General features: G+C 63.3%; 15 protein-coding genes. 5 read left to right on the top strand and 10 right to left on the bottom strand.

From position 1 onward, the window contains the following. Window positions 1-3: 3 nt before the first annotated feature. Together selD and C2L64_RS21545 are read right to left on the bottom strand one after the other, a co-directional pair. The gene (selD, locus tag C2L64_RS21550; RefSeq protein WP_009770521.1) at window positions 4-1,065 is read right to left on the bottom strand and encodes a selenide, water dikinase SelD; all 1,062 of its coding nucleotides are present in this window, start codon (window positions 1,063-1,065) and stop codon (window positions 4-6) included. Between the two features lie 137 nt (window positions 1,066-1,202). Continuing rightward, a complete protein-coding gene (locus C2L64_RS21545; RefSeq protein ID WP_009770520.1) occupies window positions 1,203-6,044 on the bottom strand; it encodes an NAD-glutamate dehydrogenase in 4,842 nt (1,613 codons plus the stop codon). Window positions 6,045-6,564: 520 nt separating this feature from the next. Here C2L64_RS21545 and C2L64_RS21540 point away from each other — a divergent pair. Beyond that, window positions 6,565-8,007: a tol-pal system YbgF family protein gene (locus C2L64_RS21540; RefSeq protein ID WP_009770519.1), complete on the top strand. Its 1,443-nt coding sequence runs from the start codon at window positions 6,565-6,567 to the stop codon at window positions 8,005-8,007. Window positions 8,008-8,087: 80 nt separating this feature from the next. Here the strand turns inward: C2L64_RS21540 and C2L64_RS21535 are convergent, their stop codons facing one another. The 7 genes from C2L64_RS21535 to C2L64_RS21505 all read right to left on the bottom strand — a co-directional run bounded on the left by C2L64_RS21535 (window position 8,088) and on the right by C2L64_RS21505 (window position 16,075). Next, window positions 8,088-9,599 (bottom strand): hypothetical protein, encoded by a 1,512-nt coding sequence (locus C2L64_RS21535; RefSeq protein ID WP_039902316.1) that lies wholly within the window; start codon window positions 9,597-9,599, stop codon window positions 8,088-8,090. An 8-nt stretch (window positions 9,600-9,607) separates the two neighbouring features. After that, window positions 9,608-10,321, bottom strand: coding sequence for a C39 family peptidase (locus C2L64_RS21530; RefSeq protein WP_051058286.1), 714 nt, complete (start codon window positions 10,319-10,321; stop codon window positions 9,608-9,610). A gap of 3 nt (window positions 10,322-10,324) precedes the next feature. Next, complete coding sequence (locus C2L64_RS21525; protein WP_009770516.1) at window positions 10,325-10,780, bottom strand: hypothetical protein; 456 nt, start codon at window positions 10,778-10,780, stop codon at window positions 10,325-10,327. A 202-nt stretch (window positions 10,781-10,982) separates the two neighbouring features. Next, complete coding sequence (locus C2L64_RS21520) at window positions 10,983-12,212, bottom strand: hypothetical protein (RefSeq protein WP_007745990.1); 1,230 nt, start codon at window positions 12,210-12,212, stop codon at window positions 10,983-10,985. A gap of 17 nt (window positions 12,213-12,229) precedes the next feature. Then, window positions 12,230-13,459, bottom strand: coding sequence for a hypothetical protein (locus C2L64_RS21515; protein ID WP_086908666.1), 1,230 nt, complete (start codon window positions 13,457-13,459; stop codon window positions 12,230-12,232). 748 nt (window positions 13,460-14,207) lie between these two features. Then, the gene (locus C2L64_RS21510) at window positions 14,208-15,044 is read right to left on the bottom strand and encodes an alpha/beta fold hydrolase (protein WP_009770514.1); all 837 of its coding nucleotides are present in this window, start codon (window positions 15,042-15,044) and stop codon (window positions 14,208-14,210) included. Then, window positions 15,041-16,075 carry a M14 family zinc carboxypeptidase gene (locus tag C2L64_RS21505; protein WP_007745995.1) on the bottom strand — a complete coding sequence of 345 codons (1,035 nt, stop codon included), beginning with the start codon at window positions 16,073-16,075 and terminating at the stop codon, window positions 15,041-15,043. The genes C2L64_RS21510 and C2L64_RS21505 overlap by 4 nt, the downstream gene beginning before the upstream one ends. A 286-nt stretch (window positions 16,076-16,361) precedes the next feature. Here C2L64_RS21505 and phnC point away from each other — a divergent pair, with 286 nt between their 5' ends. From phnC to C2L64_RS21485, 4 genes are all read left to right on the top strand, one after another. Then, on the top strand, window positions 16,362-17,231 hold the full coding sequence (gene phnC / locus C2L64_RS21500) for a phosphonate ABC transporter ATP-binding protein (protein ID WP_009770513.1): 870 nt from the start codon (window positions 16,362-16,364) through the stop codon (window positions 17,229-17,231). 54 nt (window positions 17,232-17,285) lie between these two features. Further along, the gene (phnD, locus tag C2L64_RS21495) at window positions 17,286-18,254 is read left to right on the top strand and encodes a phosphonate ABC transporter substrate-binding protein (protein WP_007745998.1); all 969 of its coding nucleotides are present in this window, start codon (window positions 17,286-17,288) and stop codon (window positions 18,252-18,254) included. Window positions 18,255-18,376: 122 nt separating this feature from the next. Beyond that, window positions 18,377-19,084 (top strand): phosphonate ABC transporter, permease protein PhnE, encoded by a 708-nt coding sequence (gene phnE, locus C2L64_RS21490; protein ID WP_236674260.1) that lies wholly within the window; start codon window positions 18,377-18,379, stop codon window positions 19,082-19,084. 419 nt (window positions 19,085-19,503) lie between these two features. Beyond that, window positions 19,504-20,340 carry a DMT family transporter gene (locus tag C2L64_RS21485; RefSeq protein WP_007587877.1) on the top strand — a complete coding sequence of 279 codons (837 nt, stop codon included), beginning with the start codon at window positions 19,504-19,506 and terminating at the stop codon, window positions 20,338-20,340. Between the two features lie 16 nt (window positions 20,341-20,356). Here the strand turns inward: C2L64_RS21485 and pdxR are convergent, their stop codons facing one another. Continuing rightward, window positions 20,357-21,913, bottom strand: coding sequence for a MocR-like pyridoxine biosynthesis transcription factor PdxR (gene pdxR, locus C2L64_RS21480; protein WP_007587876.1), 1,557 nt, complete (start codon window positions 21,911-21,913; stop codon window positions 20,357-20,359). Window positions 21,914-21,979: the final 66 nt, after the last annotated feature.

Raw genomic sequence — 21,979 nt, 5'->3', positions numbered from 1 at the left:
GAATTAAACGACTTCGACGCGCGGTGCGCCATCGTGCAATTCGCCGATTACCACCGCGCGATCGAAGCCGTCCGCGCGGAAAATCGCGAGCACGTCGTCGACGGCAGCGGGCGAACACGATACCAGCAGCCCGCCCGACGTCTGCGGATCGGTCAGCAACGCGCGTGCCGTGTCGGGCAGCGAATCCGCGAGACGCATGTCTTCGCCATACGAAGCCCAGTTGCGGCCCGACGCGCCCGTGATGACGCCCGCCGCCGCGAACGCGTCGACACCCGCAATCCACGGCAGATCCGCGTAACGCAATCGCGCGGTCAGTTGCGCGCCGCGCGCGAGTTCCAGCGTATGGCCGAGCAGGCCGAAACCCGTCACGTCCGTCATCGCGTGCACGCCTTCGAGTGCGGCCAGTTCTGTGCCCGGGCGATTGAGCTTGGTGGTGGCCGCGATCATCGCGGCATAGCCTGCCGCGTCGAGCTGATTCTTCTTGAGCGCCGCCGACAGCACGCCGACGCCGAGCGGCTTGCCGAGCACGAGCACGTCGCCGGCTTGCGCGGACGCGTTGCGCTTCACGCGTTTCGGATGCACGACGCCGAGTGCGGCAAGACCGTAGATCGGCTCGACGGAGTCGATCGAATGGCCGCCCGCGACGGGAATGCCCGCCTGCGCACACACATCCTCGCCGCCGCGCAGCACGGCTGCGATCACGTCGTGCGGCAACACGTTGATCGGCATGCCGACCAGCGCGAGCGCGAGAATCGGCTTGCCACCCATTGCATAGACATCGGAGAGCGCGTTGGTCGCGGCGATGCGGCCGAAGTCGTACGGATCGTCGACGATCGGCATGAAGAAGTCGGTCGTCGCGATGATCGCCTGCTCGTCGTTCAGGCGATACACGGCAGCGTCATCCGAGGTTTCCGTGCCGACCAGCAGGTCCGGAAACGACGGCATCGGCACGCTGCGCTTCAAAAGATCGGACAACACGCCCGGCGCGATCTTGCAGCCGCAGCCGCCGCCGTGCGAAAGGCTCGTGAGTCGTGGGACGTTGGAACTGACAGCGGATTCGCTCATGATGGTGAGGTGCCGGAGGGTCGATAAGGGCTATTATCCGGCAATCCGCGAAAGCGCTGTCGAACAGGTCGCGCAAAGAGAAACGCGCCCTCGCCTGTGTGACGACAGCGCGTTCCTTTGAAGGCAACCGTGCGCGTTTAGCGGCGTTCGAGCGTCGCCATATCCCGCACGATCACGAGCAGCATCGACAGGGTCGCGCCGCCCGCCGCGCGCAAATCCGTCAGCAGTTGCGCATAGCGCGCGAGCGCGTTCTCGCGTTTTGCGCGCCACGCTTCCACGACGCCTTCCGCGGTCGTCGCCTCGGGCGCTTCCGTGAGCGCACTCGTCGTCAGCACGCGCTTGAGTCGCGCAAGCTCGGCGAGCGCAGCGGCCCGCGCCATCACGTCCCAATGCGTCGATGTCGGCAGCGCCTCGGCGCGCTCGCCGATCCAGCCGTAGTTCAGTTGCGTACCCAACGCGAAGTACACGCCCGCGACGAGTTCGAGCCCGCGATCGGTCGTCGCCGACACTTCCGCGATATCGAGCAGCGCAGCAGGTATGTCGCCGCTCGCGACACGCACCGCCAGCTCGCTGTCAACGCCTGCATCGACGAGCACGCGCTGCCGCTCGGACAAGGCTTCGAGTTCCGCGCCGGGCAACAGCATCGGCAATTGCGGCGCGAGCCGTTGCGCCGCGTCGCGACAGCGCGCAATCAGTTCCGCCACGCCGCCGTCCTTCACTTCGCCCGACTGCAGATGCCGCAGGAACCACAGCGCGGCGCGCTCCAGCAGCTTCGTGATCTCGACGAACATGCGCGCCTGCACGTCGTCGGCGACCCGATTGTCGAGCGCGTCGATATTGCGCCACACCTCGTTGAGATCGAACACATCACGCGCAATCATGCACGCGCGCACGATGTCGCCGGGCTTCCCGTCAGTCTCTTCCATCATCCGGTGCACGAACGCACAGCCAACACGATTCACCAGCGCATTCGTCAAATGCGTCGCCAGAATCTCGCGGCGCAGCGGATGATGATGCATCGGCTCGCTGAAGCGCTGGCGCAGCGGCTTCGGGAAGTACTCGGTCAGCATGCCCGCCACCAGCGCATCTTCCGGCACGTCGGTTTCGAGCAGCGCATCGTAGAGCCACATCTTGCTGTACGCGAGCAGCACCGCGCGTTCGGGTGAAGTCAAACCCTGCTTCGCGGCAAGACGTTCGTTGATTTCGTCTTCGGATGGGAGAAATTCGATCACGCGATTCAAACGGCCCGCGCGTTCGAGATAACGCATCATGCGCATTTCGGCGTCGAACAGTTCGGCCGCATAGCGGCCTGCAATCGACAACGCCTGCGTTTGATAGTAGTTGTCCTGCAACACGAGCAGGCCCACTTCCTCCGTCATTTCCGCGAGCAATGCATTGCGCTGCTTGTCCGTCATCTCGCCATCCGCGACGACGAGGCCGAGCAGAATCTTGATGTTCACTTCGTGGTCCGAGCAGTCGACGCCCGCGGAATTATCGATTGCATCGGTATTCATGCGGCCGCCGCGTTGCGCGAACTCGATGCGCCCGAGTTGCGTGAGGCCCAGATTGCCGCCTTCCGCGACCACCTTGCAACGCAGATCGCAGCCGTTCACACGCACCGCATCGTTGGCCTTGTCGCCGACCTGCGCATGCGTTTCGCGGCTCGCCTTCACATAGGTGCCGATGCCGCCGTTGTACAGCAGATCGACGGGCGCCTGAAGAATCGCGCGCACCAGTTCCGAGGGCGCGAGCGCGGCGGCCGTGATGCCGAGCATCGACTGCACGGCGGGCGAAAGCGGGATCGTCTTCGCAGTGCGCGCGAACACGCCACCGCCTTGCGAGATCAGCGCAGGGTCGTAATCGGCCCAGCTCGAACGGTCCAGATTGAAGAGCCGTTGACGCTCAGCGAAGCTCGTCGCGGGATCGGGATTCGGATCGAGGAACACATGCCGGTGATCGAACGCGGCGATCAGGCGAATATGCTGCGACAGCAGCATGCCATTGCCGAACACGTCGCCCGACATGTCGCCGACGCCGACCACGGAGAAGTCCATCGTTTGCGTATCGACGCTCATTTCGCGGAAGTGGCGCTTCACCGACTCCCACGCACCGCGCGCGGTGATGCCCATTTTCTTGTGGTCGTAGCCGACCGAGCCGCCCGAGGCAAATGCGTCGTCGAGCCAGAAGCCGTATTCCTGCGAGATCGCGTTCGCGAAATCGGAGAACGTGGCGGTGCCCTTGTCGGCGGCGACGACGAGATACGGATCGTCGGGATCATGCCGCACGACGCCGGGCGGCGGCACGATCTGGCTACCCACCCGGTTATCGGTGAGGTCGAGCAGCCCGCGCAGGAACGTCTGATAGCACGCAACGCCCTCGCGCATCCAGGATTCGCGATCGGTCGGTGGCGGCGGATTCTTCACGACGAAACCGCCCTTCGATCCCACCGGCACGATCACGACGTTCTTCACCATCTGCGCCTTCATCAGACCGAGCACTTCCGTGCGGAAATCCTCGCGGCGGTCGGACCAGCGCAAGCCGCCGCGCGCGACACGCCCGCCGCGCAGATGCACGCCTTCGACACGCGGCGAATACACCCAGATTTCGAACATCGGCTTCGGCTCGGGCAGGCCCGGCACTTTCGCGGGATCGAACTTGAACGACAGATAAGGTTTCGGCTTGCCGCTCTCGTCGCGCCGGTAGTAGTTCGTGCGCTGCGTCGCGTTGATCACGCCGAGGAACTGGCGCAGGATGCGGTCTTCGTCGAGGTTCGGCACTTCGTCGAGCGCGCCTTCGATCGTCTTCAGCAGCCGCTCGACGCGTGTCTCGCGCGTCGTGGCAGGGGCCGGATCGGACCGCGCAATGAACAGTTCGACCAGCATCCGCGCGATGGCGGGATTGCCCGTCAACGCACGCTCGATATACGCGTCGCTGAACGTCGAGCCCACCTGGCGCAGATACTTCGCGTAGGCCCGCAAGATGATCACTTCGCGCGCGCTCAGTTGCGCGCGCAGCACGAGGCGGTTGAAGTTGTCGTCTTCGATATCGCCTGTCCAGACCCGCTCGAATGCGTCTTCGAACAGGCCCTTCACGCGCTCGATGTCGAACTCGGTGTCGTCGGCCAGTTCGAGGCCGAAGTCGTGAATCCACGCGGGCGCGGCACCCGGCGCCTCGATCAGGTAAGGCCGCTCTTCATCGACGCGCACGCCCAGATGTTCGAGCATCGGCAGGCTGCGCGACAGCGCGATCGGATCGCCCACGCGATACACCTTGAAACGGAACGCGCGCGGCCCCGCTTCGATGGGCCGGTACAGGTTCATCGCGATCTGCTCGGTGCCCTGCACGCGCTCGATCAGCTCGATATCGCGCACCGCCGTGCGCGCCGGATAGTCGTCGCGATAGCCGGCCGGAAACGAATCCGCATAGTGCTGCAACAGGCGGTTGCCTTGCTCTTCACCGAACGCATCGAGCAAGGCATCTGCGAGATCGTCCTGCCAGCGGCGCGACACCTGGATGAGCCGCTGTTCGAGTTCGCGCGTATCGACATCCGTCATCGCGCCCGGCTCCGCGTGCACGACGAAATGAATGCGCGCGAGCGTCGATTCGGACAGCAGCGGCGTGAACTCGACGTTCGTGCCGTTGAACGCGCTCATCAGCAGCCTGGCGATACGCCGGCGCAAGTCGGTGTTGTATTTATCGCGCGGTACGAATGCGAGGCACGACACGAAGCGGTCGAAGCGGTCGCGCCGCACGAACATCCGCGTGCGCTGATGCTCCTGCAAGCGCAGCACGCCCATCGCTGTGTCGTAGAGTTCGTTCTCGTCGGCCTGGAAGAGTTCATCGCGTGGATACGTTTCCAGCACCGTCACCAGCGATTTGCCGAGATGCCCCTTCGGCAGAAAACCCGCGCGCCGCACGATGTTCGCGCATTTACGCCGCACGATCGGAATTTCCGAAGCGGACGTTGTATAAGCCGTCGACGTATACAGCCCGATAAAGCGCCGCTCGCCGTTGATCTTGCCGTCCGGCCCGACGAGCTTCACGCCGACATAGTCGAGATAGCCGGGCCGATGCACCGTCGCGCGCGAATTGGCCTTGGTCAGAAAGATGGGCGTCGCGCCCGCGATGATATCGGCGGCGGCGGCCGGCAACGGTGTCACTTCGGACGTGCCCTGAGCCCGCAAGGATTCGCGCAAGAGGCCGAAGCCCGAGCCCGGCACACCGCGCAAGCCGTACTGGCCGTCATGCGTAACGAGTTCGTAATCGCGCTGGCCGAGAAACGTGAAGTGGTCCGCGACCATCCATTCGACGAACGCGCGCGCTTCGACGCCTTCCGGGCTCGTTTCGCGCGTGGCCATGTCGCGGATCGTCGTGCGCGCTATCTCGACGATCTTCGGCCAGTCTTCGACGGAGGCGCGCACATCGCCCAGTACCTTCGCGATCTCGTTGCGTAATGCATCGAGCTTCGCGGCATCGCCGCAGCGGTCCACTTCGAAATGAATGAACGACGCGAGTTGCGAATGGCCATCGTCGCTCGATGCGCCGCCGGGCGCGATGCGCTCGATGCCGCCGTCCTTGCCGCGCCATATGCGAAATACGGGGTGCAACACGGAGTGCAGCGACAGACCGAGACGGTTGACGGCCATTGAAACCGAGTCCACCAGAAACGGCATGTCGTCGTTGACGATCTCGATGACGGTGTGATCCGAGTGCCAGCCGTGCTGTTCGAGAATCGGGTTGTAGACGCGCAAACGTTCGCTGCCCGGCACGAAACGTTGCGCCGTTTGCCAGTGCGCCATCGCGGCGCCGTAGAGATCGGCGATGCCGCGGCTTTGCAGATCGTCCGCGTCCGCGAAGTCGTAGTAGTGACGCAGGAATGGCTCGACAGCTGCGAAAGCGGGCTCGGGCAATCGTCCTCGCGCGAATTCGACGACATCGTTGAGCAGATGGGCAACGGCTTCTTCGTTCTTCGCTTGCATGACGTCCTCCGCGACGGGCGACAATCGATTGCATAGACTGAAGCGCATTATGCACCCGTTGAGCAGAAACGGATTGTGCATGCGCACATCGCGCATGCTTGCTCGCGCCTGTGACAGAAGCGTGTCGATTGAAAGTACGCACAGCGGATCACGCGTTGCGAAGCCCCATGCGAAATGCTTCGTTCTGTTGGCTAACCATCACAGGCCAGGGTTCTTCTTATTAGCGTAGGCAGCACCGATGCGTTAGGCTTTTATGGTCCGCGATAAAGCCATAGACGGTCATTTTTTAAAGATTTTATTGCGGATGCATGAACACAAGTTGGAAATAGATACCAATAGCGAATCACGGTTCCAATACCGATTCCATTCGCGAGCATGGAGACGCTCTTGTGTCGCGTAAAGCGGTCATACGAAGGGGTTGCTTCATGCCCAGCACAACGACTCGACGTGTCGATGCCGCTGGCCTGTTGTCGAGGTGTACCGGGGTAGAACCTGCAAGCCTGACATGGAGAACAGACCCATGAAGCGCGAGCCATTTCGACATGTGCGGACGATCAGTTACGCAACGATGCTTCTCTTTTACGTTGAAGCTCATGCGCAATCGCTTCAAGATCAAACCGCACAAGAAAATATCGCAACCCTTCGCCAGGAACTGAACAACCGTATCAAGGAACTCGATGTACTAAAGCGCAAAATCGCGGAAGAAGAAGCGCAATTCCAGCAGTTGAGCAAGGCACTCGATTCACGCATGCTCGACGTGACGCGCGGCACGGGCCAACCCGGCTCGGGCGCAGCCCCCGCCACGGGTGTTGCGCAGAGCGCGGCACCAGGCGGCAATGCAGACGCAGCGCCCAATACCGCCGACGCCGCAACGGCGGGCGCAGCAACGGGTGCAACAGCCGGCGCCGCGACGGGCGCGGCACCCGCGCCTGTGATCAACATGGCGCAAAACGCAGGCGGCGAGCAACAGGTCCAGCCTGTCGGCCAGGCGCCCATCCCCGACACCGCGCCGCCTGCCGTCGCGCCGATCTTCGATCAGCCCGGTGTGCTCACGCCGAAGAACAAGTTCGTGCTCGAACCTTCGTTCCAGTTCGGCTATTCTTCGTCGAACCGTGTCGCGCTGGTTGGCTACACGATCATTCCCGCCTTGCTGATCGGCCTGATCGACGTGCGTGAGATCAAGTCGAACGTGCTGACGGGCGGTGTTGCCGCGCGTTACGGCATTACGAACCGGATGGAAGTCGAAGTGCGCGTGCCGTATGTCTATTCGACCAACGACACCGTCAGCCGCGAGATCTTCACGGGCTCGGCGCAGGACAACGTCTTCGGTAGCAGCGGCCACGGCATCGGCGACGTCGAAATGACGATGCGCTACCAGCTGAACGAGGGCGGCCCGGACAAGTTCTATTACATCGGCTGGCTGCGCTTCAAGACGGCCACGGGCAAGAGCCCGTTCGACGTCGTGACCGATTGCGTGACGCGCTGCATCGGCAATACGACAGGCACGGGCCTGCCGCTCGAACAGCCGACGGGCACCGGTTTCTATGCGATCCAGCCGGGTCTCACGTGGCTGTTCCCGAGCGACCCGGTCGTGTTCTTCGGCAACTTCAGCTACTTGCACAGCTTTGCCCGCAGCGACCTGAGCCTGCACATCCTGAACGGCGAGACCGATTTCGTCGGCAAGATCCAGCCCGGCGATATCTATGGCTTCAATATCGGCATGGGCCTCGCGCTGAACGAAAAGGCTTCGTTCAGTATCGGCTATGACCAGAGCATCGTGCTGCCGACCAAGCAGAACGGATCGACCGTTCCAGGTTCGGTGCGCGTGATACTCGGCACGCTGCTCGTCGGCTACTCGTACCGCCTCACGCCGAAGACGACGCTCAACTTCTCGCTCGGCGCCGGCCTCACGCGCGACACGCCGGATCTCACGCTGACGTTCCGCATGCCGATCCAGTTCTAACCTGGTTCGCTCGCAACGCCTCTATCGAAACAAAAACTCGCGACGCCTCCCCAGCGTCGCGAGTTTCTTTTTTCAGGCTTCTATCTGGGCCGGACTGAATTCATCAATGCATTGTTCAAGGTCGCGCCCAGATTCATGCTCTTGAATAGCCCCAACGAATTGACCGAGGCATTGATCGTCGTCAGCGCCTGAATGTTCTGGTTGCTGAGCGTGTTCTGGATCACCGCGCCCGACAGGCCCTGCACCGAGCCCTGCTGCGCGATATTGCCGCCACCGTTTTGCAGCAGCGACCCGATGTTCGCCGCGGCGAGCGATTGCGCCTGCTGCGTCGTCATGTTGCTCAGGTCCGGAATGTTGAAGCTGGTCTGCGTGACGAGATTGCCGTTCACGACTGCCATCCTCGACACCCCGAACGAGACCTTCAGGCCGTTTGCCACATCGAAGCCGCCGCGCATCGTGTCGAGTTTTTCTTCGCTGATGGCGACTGTCGTTTTCGATGACCAGTTCGGATCTTCTGAGTCCGCTCTTGCTTTGACTTCGTGACCGCGTTCGGGGGGCGTGTCGTTGCGCGACGCTTGAGGCACGGCAATGGGCGCCGCATAGGAAAGCGGCGCTTTGACCTGTGCCTGCGCGGGCGGCGCGGCGCGTTCTTTGATCTGCGGTTGCCCGGCTGTTGTTTGCACCGATGTATTCGTCGACGCCGTCGAATCGTTCTGCACGCTCTTTGCCGTCTGCGAAACAGGCACGGCAACCGGTCGCGCATAGGAAACGGGCGGCTTGACGATTACGCGTTCATTCGCAACCGGCGCTTCATGCGCGGGCGACACGGGGGGCGGTGTCGGCGTTGCATCGAGAGTCAGTTGTTCATTCCGCATCAATTGCGCTTGCGCGCGTTCTTCTACCTGCTGTGCGCGTGGCGCTTCGGCCTTTTCGGTCTTTTCAGTGCTTTCACCTTTGCGCGCGGCAACCGCGATCGGCGCCGCATACGACACCGGAAGTGGTTTGGCGGGCGCTTCGGCTTCTTGCGCGAGTGCGGGCGCTATGGGCGCTATGGGCGTTGCGGCCGCGGTTACGTCGGCCGCATCCTGGTGCTCAACCGCATCGCGCTGTGCGAGCACATCGTTTTCTTGTGGAGACGAAGACGAAGACGGCGTCGACGAAGCATCGACTGCATACAGCGCTTCGTTGATGACGGCTTCGTTCGTTACGCGACTCGCTTCGTCATTCGCATCCGGCTTCGCCGCGCTATCCGCTTCGTCAGCAGCGTCCCGGCGCGGTGTCGCAACGGCAATCGGCGCCGCGTACGACACGGGCACGTGACGCATGCCGTCGGCGTCCCCATCGTCGGAAAATGCGCGCGGCTTTTGCGTGGACAATGCATCGACGACAGCCTGCGTAATGGCATCCGTCGCATCCGCCGCAGACGCGGCGTCGCGCAACACCAGCGGCTCGACCGCTGCGCCCGCGACATCCGGCGCGACCACCGGCGCCGCAGCAGGCGCGCCCTGTTCGAACGCGTGTGCGCCGAACGTCACCATCGAACCACATACCATCGTGGCAATGCCGGCGAGTTTTCGGGTCTCGGTTCTCATGATGGCCCTCAGAAATCACTCGCGCCATGCTTCGGCATGACGGTGAAGAACAGACCATCGCGATTGACGCCCGTATAGAGCGGCGCGGGCGGCGCGACTCGCCAGTCGACGGGATCGTTGAAGATCCCGACGCCAGGTTTGTTATGGATGACGAACAGGACCTGGTCTTCCCATTTCGTCTCGAAGCTCTTCACCGGCAGGGGACGCGTGCCCGTTGCGGGATCGCCGATCAGTACGCGGTCGTTCTTCAACCCTTTCACCACGACAAAATGGTGATAGCCGCTTTCGCTGATCAGCACGATCGCGGGCGTGTTGGTTTCGACGAGCTTTTGCAGCGGCAGCTCATAACCGTCCGCGATGAACCCGCGCCGCTCGAGAAAGCGCTTGATGTCGAGCAACGAGAAGCCCTCAGTGCGGATCTTCGCCTGATCGCCGTTCTCGAACATCTCCTGGAATGCGGTCTGCTCGCTCACCGGATAGTTGTATTGAAACGTAAGCAGCGTCGCCACGGCAGCGGACCCGCAACTGAAGTCGAACTGCTGCTTGATGGTGCGCTTGAAGCGAGCCTCTTTCAGGCTCGTGACGTGCATCGCGTAACCGGCGCCCGACGGTTCGTAGATCGTAATGGGGTCGGCGCGCGCCGGGGTTGCCGCCGTCAACGCGCACGCGAGCAGCCACACGGCTCCATGAAAGGCTCCCTGAAGGGCTCCATGAAGTTTCATCGCTCATTCCCCGAAGCGCACGTTGACGATCGTCGCGTTCTGGATCAGCACGTTCGCGCCCGTGTTCTGTATCACGGTCGGCAAGCCGCTCGCGTTCGAGAACGAGCCGCCCGTGATCATGTTCGACCCGGTGTCCACGTTGCGCGCGGTATTGTTCGCGACCGTGCCGCGCAGGTTCATGTCGTTGAAGACGGCTTCGCCGCCGCGATGCGCATCGAGCTGCTCGGCCGACATCGCGACACCGAAGGTCGCGTCGGCGGCGGGCGCCGGTGCAGGGGATGCAGCAGCTGTCGGGGCCTTCAGCGCACTCACGCCTGGAGCGGCTGTCACAACGGGGGCGATCGACGTATCCGCTTGCACGGGAGAACGCAGTTCGCCGGCAGAAACATAGGCTGCAAAGCAAGGCAGTCCGATAACGACAGGCAGTACCACCTTCGCAATGCGTTTGAACGCCTGCATGGTTGTCTCCTGGTGCTTCGCCGATCCGTGCTGCAACGGCCTTGCGGCGCGTGCGGCAGCGTCCTGCGAAGTGCAATTTGTGCGACCTTCGCCCGGCGCGCTTACCCCGTACGCCGGAACGATGGAACAGGAGCCGTGGAGCGCGAACGCCCCACGGCACATCACACAACGACTTATCGACGCTAACTGTCCTTCACGTCAGTTAGCGACCGACAGCCAGGTTTGCCTGCACAGTGACAGCCTGCTGTACGAGCGACGCCATACCGCTGTTCTGGTTCAGAACCATCACGCCAGCTGCCGACTGAGCCGCGCTCGCCATGTTGTTCGACATGTCGAATGAGCCCGTCGTCATCGTGACTGTTCCACCAGCGCCGCCTGCACCGCCTGCGCCACCCGAACCTGCTGCGCCTGCTCCAGCCGAAGCCGTTGCCGCGCCGCCTGCTGCGCCTGCTGCACCAGCACCGCCTGTTGCCGAGCCGCCAGCGCCTGCCGTCGACGTCGCTGCGCCACCGTCACCCGCTGACGCGGTGGCTGCGCCGCCTGCACCTGCCGTCGACGTCGCCGCGCCGCCCGTGCCCGTGCCTGCGCCGCCCGATGCCGTCGCTGCGCCGCCCGTCGCGGTCGCCGCGCCTGCCGTGGCTGCGCCGCCCGTGCCGCTACCCGAAGCGGTTGCCGTGCCGCTGCCCGAGCCGCTGCCCGAGCCCGACGCTGCGCCGCTGTTCGAGGTGGCCGTGCCGCCGCCGCCGCCCGCACGTGAGGACAGATCGCCGCTGCCGGCTGCGCCAAGCCCGAGACCAGCTCCAGCGCCGAGTGCCGCGCCCTTGCCGCTGCCGTAGCCGCCATAGGCAAGCGTGCCTGCTCCTGCACTGCCGCCCTTCGCGCCAGCGTCACCGCCGCTCCCGTAGCCCTTGCCGCCGGATGCCTTCGACCAGCCGCCATCGCCGCCCGACGCCTTCGCGTAGCCGCCATCGCCACCCGATGCCTTCGACCAGCCGCCGTCGCCGGCAATGGCACGACCGCCATTGCCGCCGTCGCCGCCATAGCCACCGACAGCGCCGGCGCTTCCGCCTTTGCCGCCGATGCCCTTGGCGCCGTCGCCGCCCTTGCCGCCATTGACGTTGCCGTAGTTGGTCGCGACATTGCCGATGCCAGTGACCCTCACATGGCTCACGGTGCCGTCAAGCTTGCTGACGGCCACGGTCTTCGTGTTGTTCCATGAGTCCTGCGAGACCTTCGAGTGTCCCGTCACTTCGTTGACGTTGTTGCCCGTCGTGCTGCCTTGGGTCGACGACGCCGTGTTCGACAGGGAGTTATCGCCACTGCCCGACTTCTGGTTGCACGAGTAGTCGCCATTCGCGCAGGGGTTGGCCATCGCATAGCCGCTAAAGCCCAGCGCGACGATGGCTGCTGATGCCAAAAGTGTCTTACGCATGAAAGCCTCCTATTGGATTAGCGGCCAACGCTCAGATTTGCCTGAACGGTGACGGCCTGTTGCACCAGCGAAGCCATACCGCTGTTCTGGTTGGCGACCAGGATGCCCGCTGCCGACTGAGCGACGCTCGTCATGGTGTTGGCCATGCTGAAGTCACCCGTGCCGACGCCGATCGCGCCACCTGCACCGCCTGCACCGCCTGAGCCGCCCGAGCCCGCGCCGCCGGCTGCTGCCGTCGCCGCGGCTGCTGCGCCTGCACCGCCTGCACCGCCTGCGCCGCCCGTCGCACTGCCGCCGTTACCGGCCGTCGAGCCTGCCGTGCCGCCTGCGCCTGCCGTAGCCGTCGCTGCGCCGCCTGCACCTGCCGCCGACGTCGCTGCGCCGCCTGAGCCTGTGCCTGCGCCGCCCGTAGCGGTGCCCGTTCCAGCCGTAGCCGTTGCTGCGCCAGACGTGCCTGCGCCGCCCGTGCCCGTACCCGTGCCCGAGCCGCTCGCCGTTGCCGTGCCCGTACCCGTGCCAGTCGCTGCGCCGCTCGCCGACGATGCGCTACCGCCACCGCCATTGGCCTTCGAGTGCACATCGCCGCTACCTGCGAGCCCAGCGCCCGCACCGAGCGCGAGACCTGCGCCCTTGCCGGAGCCGTGTCCGTCGCCGCCTGCCGCTGCCGATCCAGCGTACGCGCTGCCGCCCTTGGCCCATGCGTCGCCGCCACTGCCAGAGCCCTTGCCACCGTAGGCCTTGGAATTGCCGCCGTCGCCGGCATAGGCCTTGGCGTTGCCGCCATCGCCAGCCGATGCCCTGGAGTTGCCGCCGTCGCCAGCTATGGCCTTGCCGCCATTGCCGCCGTAGCCGCCGTCACCGCCGATCGCCAATGCGCTGCCACCCTTGCCGCCTATGCCTTTCGCGCCGCTGCCGCCGCGTCCGCCGTTCGCATTGCCGTCGTTATAGGCATGGTTGCCAATGCCATAAACGCTTACGCCCGATACAGACCCGGACAGACGGCTCACTGCGACGATCTTGGTGCTGTTGAACGAATCTTGCGCGACCCTCGCACCCGTCGTAATTTCATTTGCGTTGTTGCCCGTGGTGCTGGTTTGAGCGGATGTCGCCGAGTTTGTCGATGTGTTGCTCCCGCTGTATGACTTCTGGTTGCAGGATGAATCGCTATCACTGCATGGGTTTGCCATTGCGTAGCCGCTGCAGCCCAAGGCGATGACTGCTGCGGACGCCAGTAGAGTTTTGCGCATGGAATCCTCCTGGAGGAGATGGGGGGCGGGCTGGCAGACTGCACCAATCCGGCTCGCCGTGTCGCATAGGCGATGCCATGCATGTAAGGCATTGAAATTTAAAGAAATTTCACATTTCCCGTGATGCGGAATGGAAAAATGAGGGTAATTACCTACGTTTTATGTTTCGCGTTTGAAACGCATAAACCGGCATTGCGCCGGTTTCCCAAAATGAGGGGTTTTACAATCGCTTTTAATTCAAACAATTAGCGAATATTGCTAAGAAGAAACCCGAGATTTTAAAAACGTTTCTTTTTTGACGGGCGCGATTCTTGAGTGCCAGGATAATCCACCCCGGAACCCCCGCGATTCTTCGATAAAGGCCGTTAGTGGCCTTGCGCACCATGGGTTTGCGCCAGATTGGCGCTGGCGACACACAGCGCATCAGTGGCGTAAAAAAACGTATCGTTTACGACGCTGCAAGCCGCATGCAGCCTTCATCCGCAAGTATTTCCGCACTCTCGAACGGTATGCGGAATTATTTTACAATTTCAGTATGTGCCTAATGCACCGAACCCCAATCTATTATCACGTGCTAATGGCGCGTAGCACCAATTTGCCATTAATCATGACGCATGTCCACCAAAATAAAAGTCCGCACACCATTACTGCTAAAGGTAATGCGGCGATATTGCATTGCACTAATGCAGTGCATCAATGATGCGCATTTTCTTCGTGTTTAAAACTTAATGAGACATTTAATTATTGATTATTCGTCGGTTAAATCGGATTGCTCATTTTCGAGGTCTGGATCGACGGTCGGCTGCACGAGCCAGGCGCCAATGCGTTCGACGGTCCACACGGGATCGTCGTGCGGCAGATCGTGGCCGGCCCATGCGTGCCGCCAGTGATCGGCGCTCCACGCCGCGGCCAGCGCCGCTGAGCACGCGGGATCAACTAGCCCGTCTTCCCGCGACGACAACACCAGCGTCGCGCACGCCGGCCGCTGCCGCCCGGCGCTGAAGCGCGCGGCCGCGAGCAACTGACGCAGCGCGTTCGCCCGGCTGACGGGCGCGCTCTCGCGGATCGCGATCCAGTCCTTCAGATCGGCGTCGACCGCGTCGCGGTGATTGCAGGTCAGGCGATGAATCGCCTCTTCCGCGGCACGCGCGTCGCGCCAATGCGAAGCAATGTGCGCCAGCCCCGGCCACGCCTGCGTGCGCAGCCGTTCGTCGAAGCGGCTGAACGGCCGCATGCTGGTGTTGATCAGCACGAGCCGCGCGATCTCGGCGGGATGACGCTGCGCCCAGCAGGTCGCGACCATGCCGCCCAGCGACATCGCCAGCACGCAATACGGTCCCGCCGCGCCGCTGGCGCGCGCCGCCGCGCGCACGAAGTCGACCATCCCGGCGACATCCAGCGGCGCGCGCAGGTTCGCATATTCGCCGTTGCCGGGCAGGTCGATGGTCAGCACGCGAGTGGGCGCAGCGTGCGTGACTGACGCGCCTTGCGGCGTGCCGTCCAGCGCCCCGCGCAACATGTCGGGCAATGCGCCCCAGTGCCGTGCCTCGCGCGTCAGACCGCGCAACAGGATCCACGTACTCATTTTTTGCCTGGCTCGTACCAGAGTTCCGTCGCGCTTTCGAGCAACTCCTCGCGGCGGCTGCCTTGCGGCAGCCAGCGCTGCGACGCGTAGGCCGCGCGCGTCAGGAAATCGAGCAGGTTCGCGTGGCGCCGCAATACGCGCGCGGTGCGGTGCGCTTTCAGCGGGTTGAACATGCCCTGGCGTGAAAAGATCTGCCGGGGGTTTTTCTTGATCCATAGCCATGAGCCCAGTTCGAGCGTCATCGGCAGAAAAATGTTGGGCGGCGGCGCGCGGTCGTACGCGCAGTCCCACAGGTCGCCGTGCAGCAGATACTGATGGCTCTGCGGCTCGAACATGTAGCCGTGGTGCGGATGCGCGCGCTCGAACATCGTCTTCAGCGCGTACATTTCCGGCAGATGCGGCATCGGGCGACGTGTCTTCGCGTACGGGAACCAGATGCTGTCGCTCCAGCCGTAGCCCGAATGACAATCGAGCGCGAACGACAGCGGCCGTGCCGCCAGCTCATCCGCGACGACGCGTAACAGCGCCTCCGCCTCCGCTTCCATCGGCGCGCCGCGCCGCCCGCGATACCACGGCAGCCACGAGCCGACGCGCTGTCCACCCGCGAGCAAAGGCACGCGCTCTTCAGCGTCCTGCGGCGCGTTACGCATCAGGTCGACGCCGTTCGGATTGGCGCGCGTCGCGGACCACATTCCGCCTGGATTGACAATGGGGACAAAAATCAGGCGGATCGACTGAAGCTGGCGCACCAGCAGTTCGTCCCATTCGAGCCGCCCGAGCAGCGCGCGCATGTAGTCGAGCACGAGCTGCGTGCCGATCCGCTCGAGCCCGTGTATGCCGCCGAAGAAACCGATCGCGGGCGCCCGCGGATCCCGCGAGCCGATGCTCGCCGTCTGCACGGCAAACGTCCTGCCGCGCACCTGCGTTTCGCACACGGAATGAATCTCGAAGCTGCCGCTGCCGACCTCGAGAATCGCCTGCAGTTCTTCGTACTCCGTAAACGTATCGGGCAAAAAGCTCAGAGCCTGCATGGGCTGCGCCGGTTGTGGTGTGAGGTTATTGGAGACGGCTCACGCGTGACGTTTCGAACTATAGCGGTTCGTGCTTGCCAATGGATGACAGTGGTCCGCGCCGTTGCGTTTGTCACATCGATGACACACTGCGCGATCCGGCACTGCGGCGCGCCGCACGCTGCCGTGCGAATCGGCGAAAGATGTAGTCGTCTAGATGTTGCGACGCCTTCACTCAACCGTCACAGACGCTTTCTAGAATGTCCCACAACTTCCGGCTTGCACCGGAGTCATCGACAGGACACACATGGAAGCAATCCGCATCGAACGCCTGAGCAAGACATTCGGCAACGGCCGCAAGGCGCTCGACGAAATCGACCTGCGCGTCGAGCAGGGCGAAATGGTCGCGCTGATCGGCGCGTCGGGCTCGGGCAAGTCGACGCTGCTTCGGCATATCGCGGGCTTCACGGTGTCGGATGCGCAGCCTTCGCAGATTGCGATACTTGGGCGTCCGATCCAGCAGAACGGCCGCATCGTGCGCGAAGTGCGCAGCATTCGCCGCGACATCGGCTTTGTTTTCCAGCAGTTCAATCTCGTGAACCGGCTGACGGTCGAAGCGAACGTGCTGATCGGCGCGCTCGCGCGCCTGCCGCTGTGGCGCCGTCTCACGGGCTGCTTTCCGCGCAGCGAGCGCGCGCTGTCGATGTCGGCATTGAACGAAGTCGGCATCGGCGAGCATGCGCGTGAGCGCGCCTCGACCCTGTCGGGCGGTCAGCAGCAGCGCGCCGCGCTGGCGCGCGCACTCGTGCAGCAGGCGCGCATCATCCTCGCCGACGAGCCGATTGCGTCGCTCGACCCCGAATCATCGCGCCGCGTGATGGAGATGCTGAGCACGCTGAACATCGAGCATGGGTTGACGGTGCTGGTCTCGCTGCATCAGGTCGACATCGCGATGCAGTACTGCCAGCGCACGATCGCGATGCGGCGCGGCAAGGTCGTGTACGACGGGCCGTCTGCGGCGCTCACGCCCACGCTGTTGCAGAAACTCTATGGCGACGATGCGCGCGAGTTGCTCGACGACAGTCAGCAGCCCGATAGCGCTGATAGTGCTGATAGTGCCGGGAGCGCCGCGCCCCGCGCGCGTGTGCTGCCGCTCAACGCGGCGCGCTCGGCCTGATCCACTTTCCGGAAAGAAACGCTGTACCCGACTCACTCACCTGGAACAGAACTCATGAAATTTCTGCGCTCACTGCTCGCCGGCGTCGCCGCCGTGTCGGCATTCGCGAGCTTCGCCGCCCATGCCGAAGATCTGAATCTCGGCATCATCTCGACCGATTCATCGGCCGTGCTCAAGCAGCGCTGGCAGCCGCTCATCGATGACATGAACAAGCAGACGGGGCTGAACATCAAGGCGTTCTTCGCAACCGACTACGCGGGTATCATCGAAGGCATGCGCTTCAACAAGGTGCAGGTCGCGTATCTCGGCAATGCGTCGGCGATCGAAGCCGTCGATCGTTCGAATGGCGAAGTATTCGGCAAGACGACCTACGCGAATGGCGACGCCGGTTACTACTCGGTGCTGATCACGAACGTCAACAGCCGCTTCAAGACGCTCGACGACGTGTTCAAGAACACGAAGGACGTGACGGTGGGCTTCGGCGATCCGAACTCGACGTCGGGCACGCTGGTCCCCGGCTACTACCTGTTCGCGCAGCACAACGCGCCCGTGCGCACGTCGTTCAAGACGGTGCTGCCGTCGAGCCACGAAGCGAACCTGCTCGCCGTCGTGAACAACAAGATCGACATCGCGACGAACAACACCGAGATGCTCGAGACGCTGAAGAAGCAGCACCCCGACCGCTTCGCGCAGGTGCGCGTGCTGTGGCAATCGCCGCTGATTCCGTCGGACCCGCTCGTGTGGCGCAAGGATCTGCCCGACGCGACGAAGGAAAAGCTGCGCCAGTTCTTCTACAACTATGCAAAGACCGACCCGCGTGAAAAGGCCGTGATGGCGAACATCTTCAGTTATGGCGGCTTTGCGCCGTCGACGGATGCGCAGTTGCAGCCCATTCGCCAGATCAAGCTGTTCGAGCAGAAGCAGAAGATCGAAGCGGACGCGTCGCTGTCTGATTCGGATCGCAAGACGCAGACGGCCGCCATCGACGCGAAGCTGTCCGCGCTGAACGCGCAAAAACAATGAGCGCAGCCGACCTGAGCGCCGACCGCTCGACGCCGCCGGCCACGCCTTCGCGCGAGGTGCTGGCCGCGGCGGCGGGCAAGCGGAGCTGGATTTCGTTGCTTGGCTGGATCGCTGTGATCGGCATGCTCGGCTTGTCATGGCAAGCCGCCGACATGCGGCCGCTCGATCTGCTCACTGACTCGGGCAACATGGGGCAGTTCGCGAAGGACTTCTTCCCGCCCGACTTCACGGAATGGCGCACCTATTTGCAGGAAATGGGCGTGACGCTCGCGGTCGCGGTGTGGGGTACCGCGCTGTCGATCGTGTGCGCGATTCCGTTTGGGCTGATGTCGGCGCATAACATGGCGCCTGCGTGGGTTGTGCAGCCCGTGCGGCGGTTGATGGATGCGTGCCGCGCGATCAATGAGATGGTGTTCGCGATGCTGTTCATTGTCGCGGTTGGGCTTGGGCCGTTTGCTGGCGTGCTTGCTTTGTGGGTGCATACCACGGGCGTGCTGGCGAAGCTGTTCGCCGAAGCCGTCGAGGCCATCGATCCGCGTCCCGCTGAAGGTGTGCGGGCTACGGGGGCTACCAGTCTTGATGAGATCGTGTATGGGGTGCTGCCGCAGGTTTTGCCGTTGTGGATTTCTTATGCGTTGTATCGGTTTGAATCGAATGTGCGGTCGGCGATGGTTGTTGGGATGGTGGGCGCCGGGGGCATCGGGGTTGTGCTTTATGAGTCGATTCGGTCGTTTAATTATTCGCAGACGGCGGCCGTTATGTTGATGGTCATCGTTGTTGTTACTGTTATTGATGTGGTGTCGGCGAGGTTGCGGGAGCGGGTGATTTAGTTTGCCTCTGGCGGTTTGTTCTGCTTTGGTTTTTTGGCCTTTGCGCTGGCATTCGCGTTTGCGCCTTTGCGGCGCGGGCGCTTTCGTTGGTCTGGCCTTTGCGCTGGCATCCGCGCTACGGTGTTTGCTGTTCAAGCGTCGCCCCTGTGCGGGGCGACGCTTGAAGCAAGCTAACAAATCGCGGATGCCAGCGTAAGAGCGAACAAATCGAAACGCCCGCGCCGCGAACGCGCAAACGCGAATGCCCGCGCAAAGGCCAAAACACCAAACGGAGACGCTGAAAGCACAAAGGCATAACGCAGACGCCAGCGAAAACGAAAGCAAACCACCCCAGCGTCGCAGACAAAAAAACCAAAAATCCCCCACATCAACACAAAAAACCACATCTGCGGAATAATGTCGGCTTTAGCCCGACACCCATGGAATCCCTCATCGTCCTGCTCGTTCTTGTATCCGCCATGCTCCACGCGAGCTGGAACGCATTCCTGCGCCTCGCGGAAGACCGCATCTGGCTGCTCGGCATGATGTCGATCCCCTACCTCGCCGTCAGCGCGATCGGCGTGATCATCCTGCCCCTACCCGCGCCCGCCGCATGGCCCTACATAGCGGCATCGGTGGTGCTGGAATTCGGCTATTGCCTCGCGCTCGTGCGCGCCTACCGCAGCGGTGACTTCGGACAGATCTATCCGATCGCGCGCGGACTCTCGCCCTTACTGGTGTTCGCCGGCGCACTCGTGTTCGCGCACGAAACCTTGAAACCGCTCGCCGCAACAGGCGTCGCGCTGGTGTCGCTCGGCATCGTGTCGCTCGCGTTTCGCCGCAACATGCGCTTCTCCGGTGAAAGCGTGCCCTACGCATTGCTCACGGGTCTTTTCATCTCGGCATACTCCGTCGTCGATGGAATCGGCGCGCGCGTCGCGGGTAATGGACTCAGCTACATCATGTGGGTCTATCTGCTGTGGAACGTGCCGCAGTTTCTGCTCGTGTGGCATTGGCGCGGCGGCGCAGAAGGACTCTTCACGTCGCGCGCGACGATGATGAAAGGCATGCTGTCGGGCGTGATCGCGTTGGTCGCGTATTGCCTCATCATCGAGGCGTATCGCTATCTGCCCATCGCCATGGTGTCCGCGCTGCGCGAGCTCAGCTCGATTTTCGCGGTGCTGATCGGCTTCTCGTTCATGCACGAAAAGCTGACGGCGCGCCGCGTGTTCGCATGCACACTGGTCACGCTCGGCGCGGTGCTGATTCGCTTCTAACGTCCGCTCGCATCGCTCACGCGAAAAGCGGCAACGTCGCGTCGATCGCATCGGCGAGCGTGTCGAATGCGGGCGCGATCTCCTCGTCGGGCACGCACGCATAGCCGATCAACAGCCCCGACTGCGAGCTGGACGGTTGCGCGTAGTACCCCGACAACGGACGCACAACGATATTGCGTTCGAGCGCAGCCGCCGCGACGGCGCGGTCGTCCGTGCCCTCGGGCAGTTGCATCACGAGATGCAGGCCCGCGTCGCCGCCAACAGCCGGCAACGCATCGCCATAACGCCGCGCGGCGGCGTCGAGCAAGGTCGAGCGGCGCTGCCCGTATAGCGTGCGCATCTTGCGGATGTGCGACGTGAAATGCCCCTCGGCGATGAACTCCGCGAGCATCGCCTGCTGCAGCAGTTGTCCTTCCCGATACAACTCGGCGCTAGCCGTCGCGAAGCTCTCGGCCAGTGCCTCTGGCACCACGAGATAGCCGATCCGCAGCCCCGGAAACAGCGTCTTGCCGAAGCTGCCGACATAAATCACCTGCCCCGCCGTGTCGAGCCCTTGCAGCGAAGCGAGCGGCCGGCTCCCATAGCGATACTCGCTGTCGTAGTCGTCCTCGATGATCCAGCACTGGTTCTGCCTCGCGTATTCGAGCAGCATCCGCCGGCGCGCGAGGCTCATCACCATGCCGAGTGGGTATTGATGCGACGGCGTCACGAGAATCAGCTTCGGCGGATGGGCGAGATCGTCGGGCGACGGGTTGATGCCTTCTTCATCGACGGGAATCGGGCGCGATTTGAGACCGGATACGTGCATCACGCTGCGCACGCCCCAATAGCACGGGTCTTCCGTCCAGATGACGTCGCCGGGATCGGATAGCAGACGCACGGCGAGATCGACGGATTGATGGATGCCCGTCGTGATGATGATCTGCTCGGGCGTGCAGCGCACCGAGCGCGACGTGCGCAGATAGTCCGCCAGCGCGTGGCGCAGCAGTGACAGGCCGCCGCCGGGCGCGTAGGTCAGCAGATCGGGGCGCAGACGCCGCCAGTACTTGTTGTGCAGCCGGCTCCAGACGCGCGCCGGAAAGCGCGTGACATCGGGCACGCCGGGCATGAACGCGCCCCACTGCCGCTTCGACACGCCCGCGCCCGCGATCAGCCGCGCGCCGCGCTGCGACAGCGCGCGCGCGGCGGGCTGTTGCGCGTGCAGAAGCGATTTCGAATGCGGCGGCAACAACGCCTGCTGCAACTGCTGCACGGGAGCGGAAACAGGCGCAGTCTGTCCATCTGGCGAGCCAACGATTTCATCCGGCGACGTATCGGCGACGAATGTGCCGCGCCCGGTCGCAGATGTCACGTAGCCCTCCAGCGCCAGCTGCTCGTAGACCTGCGTGACGGTATTGCGCGCGATGCCCAGCTCATTGGCGAGCAGCCGCGACGACGGCACCTTGCTGCCAGCTGGCAATTCGCGCGTCAGAATGGCCTGTTGCAGCAGCCGATGCAGTTGCCGGTAGATCGGCAGACCATTGCCGCGGTCCAGACGCTGGGCCAGCCAGTCGGACAAAACACTCGCGCGCATGAATTGGCTCCTGATTTTTTACCGAAATGGCTCTGAAATTTGGAGCCAAATCTGATTATAGTCGCT

Source organism: Paraburkholderia hospita (assembly GCF_002902965.1).
GTDB lineage: Bacteria > Pseudomonadota > Gammaproteobacteria > Burkholderiales > Burkholderiaceae > Paraburkholderia > Paraburkholderia hospita.
Note: the sequence above shows the minus strand (reverse complement) of the source record. Positions and strands in the feature narration are given on the sequence as shown.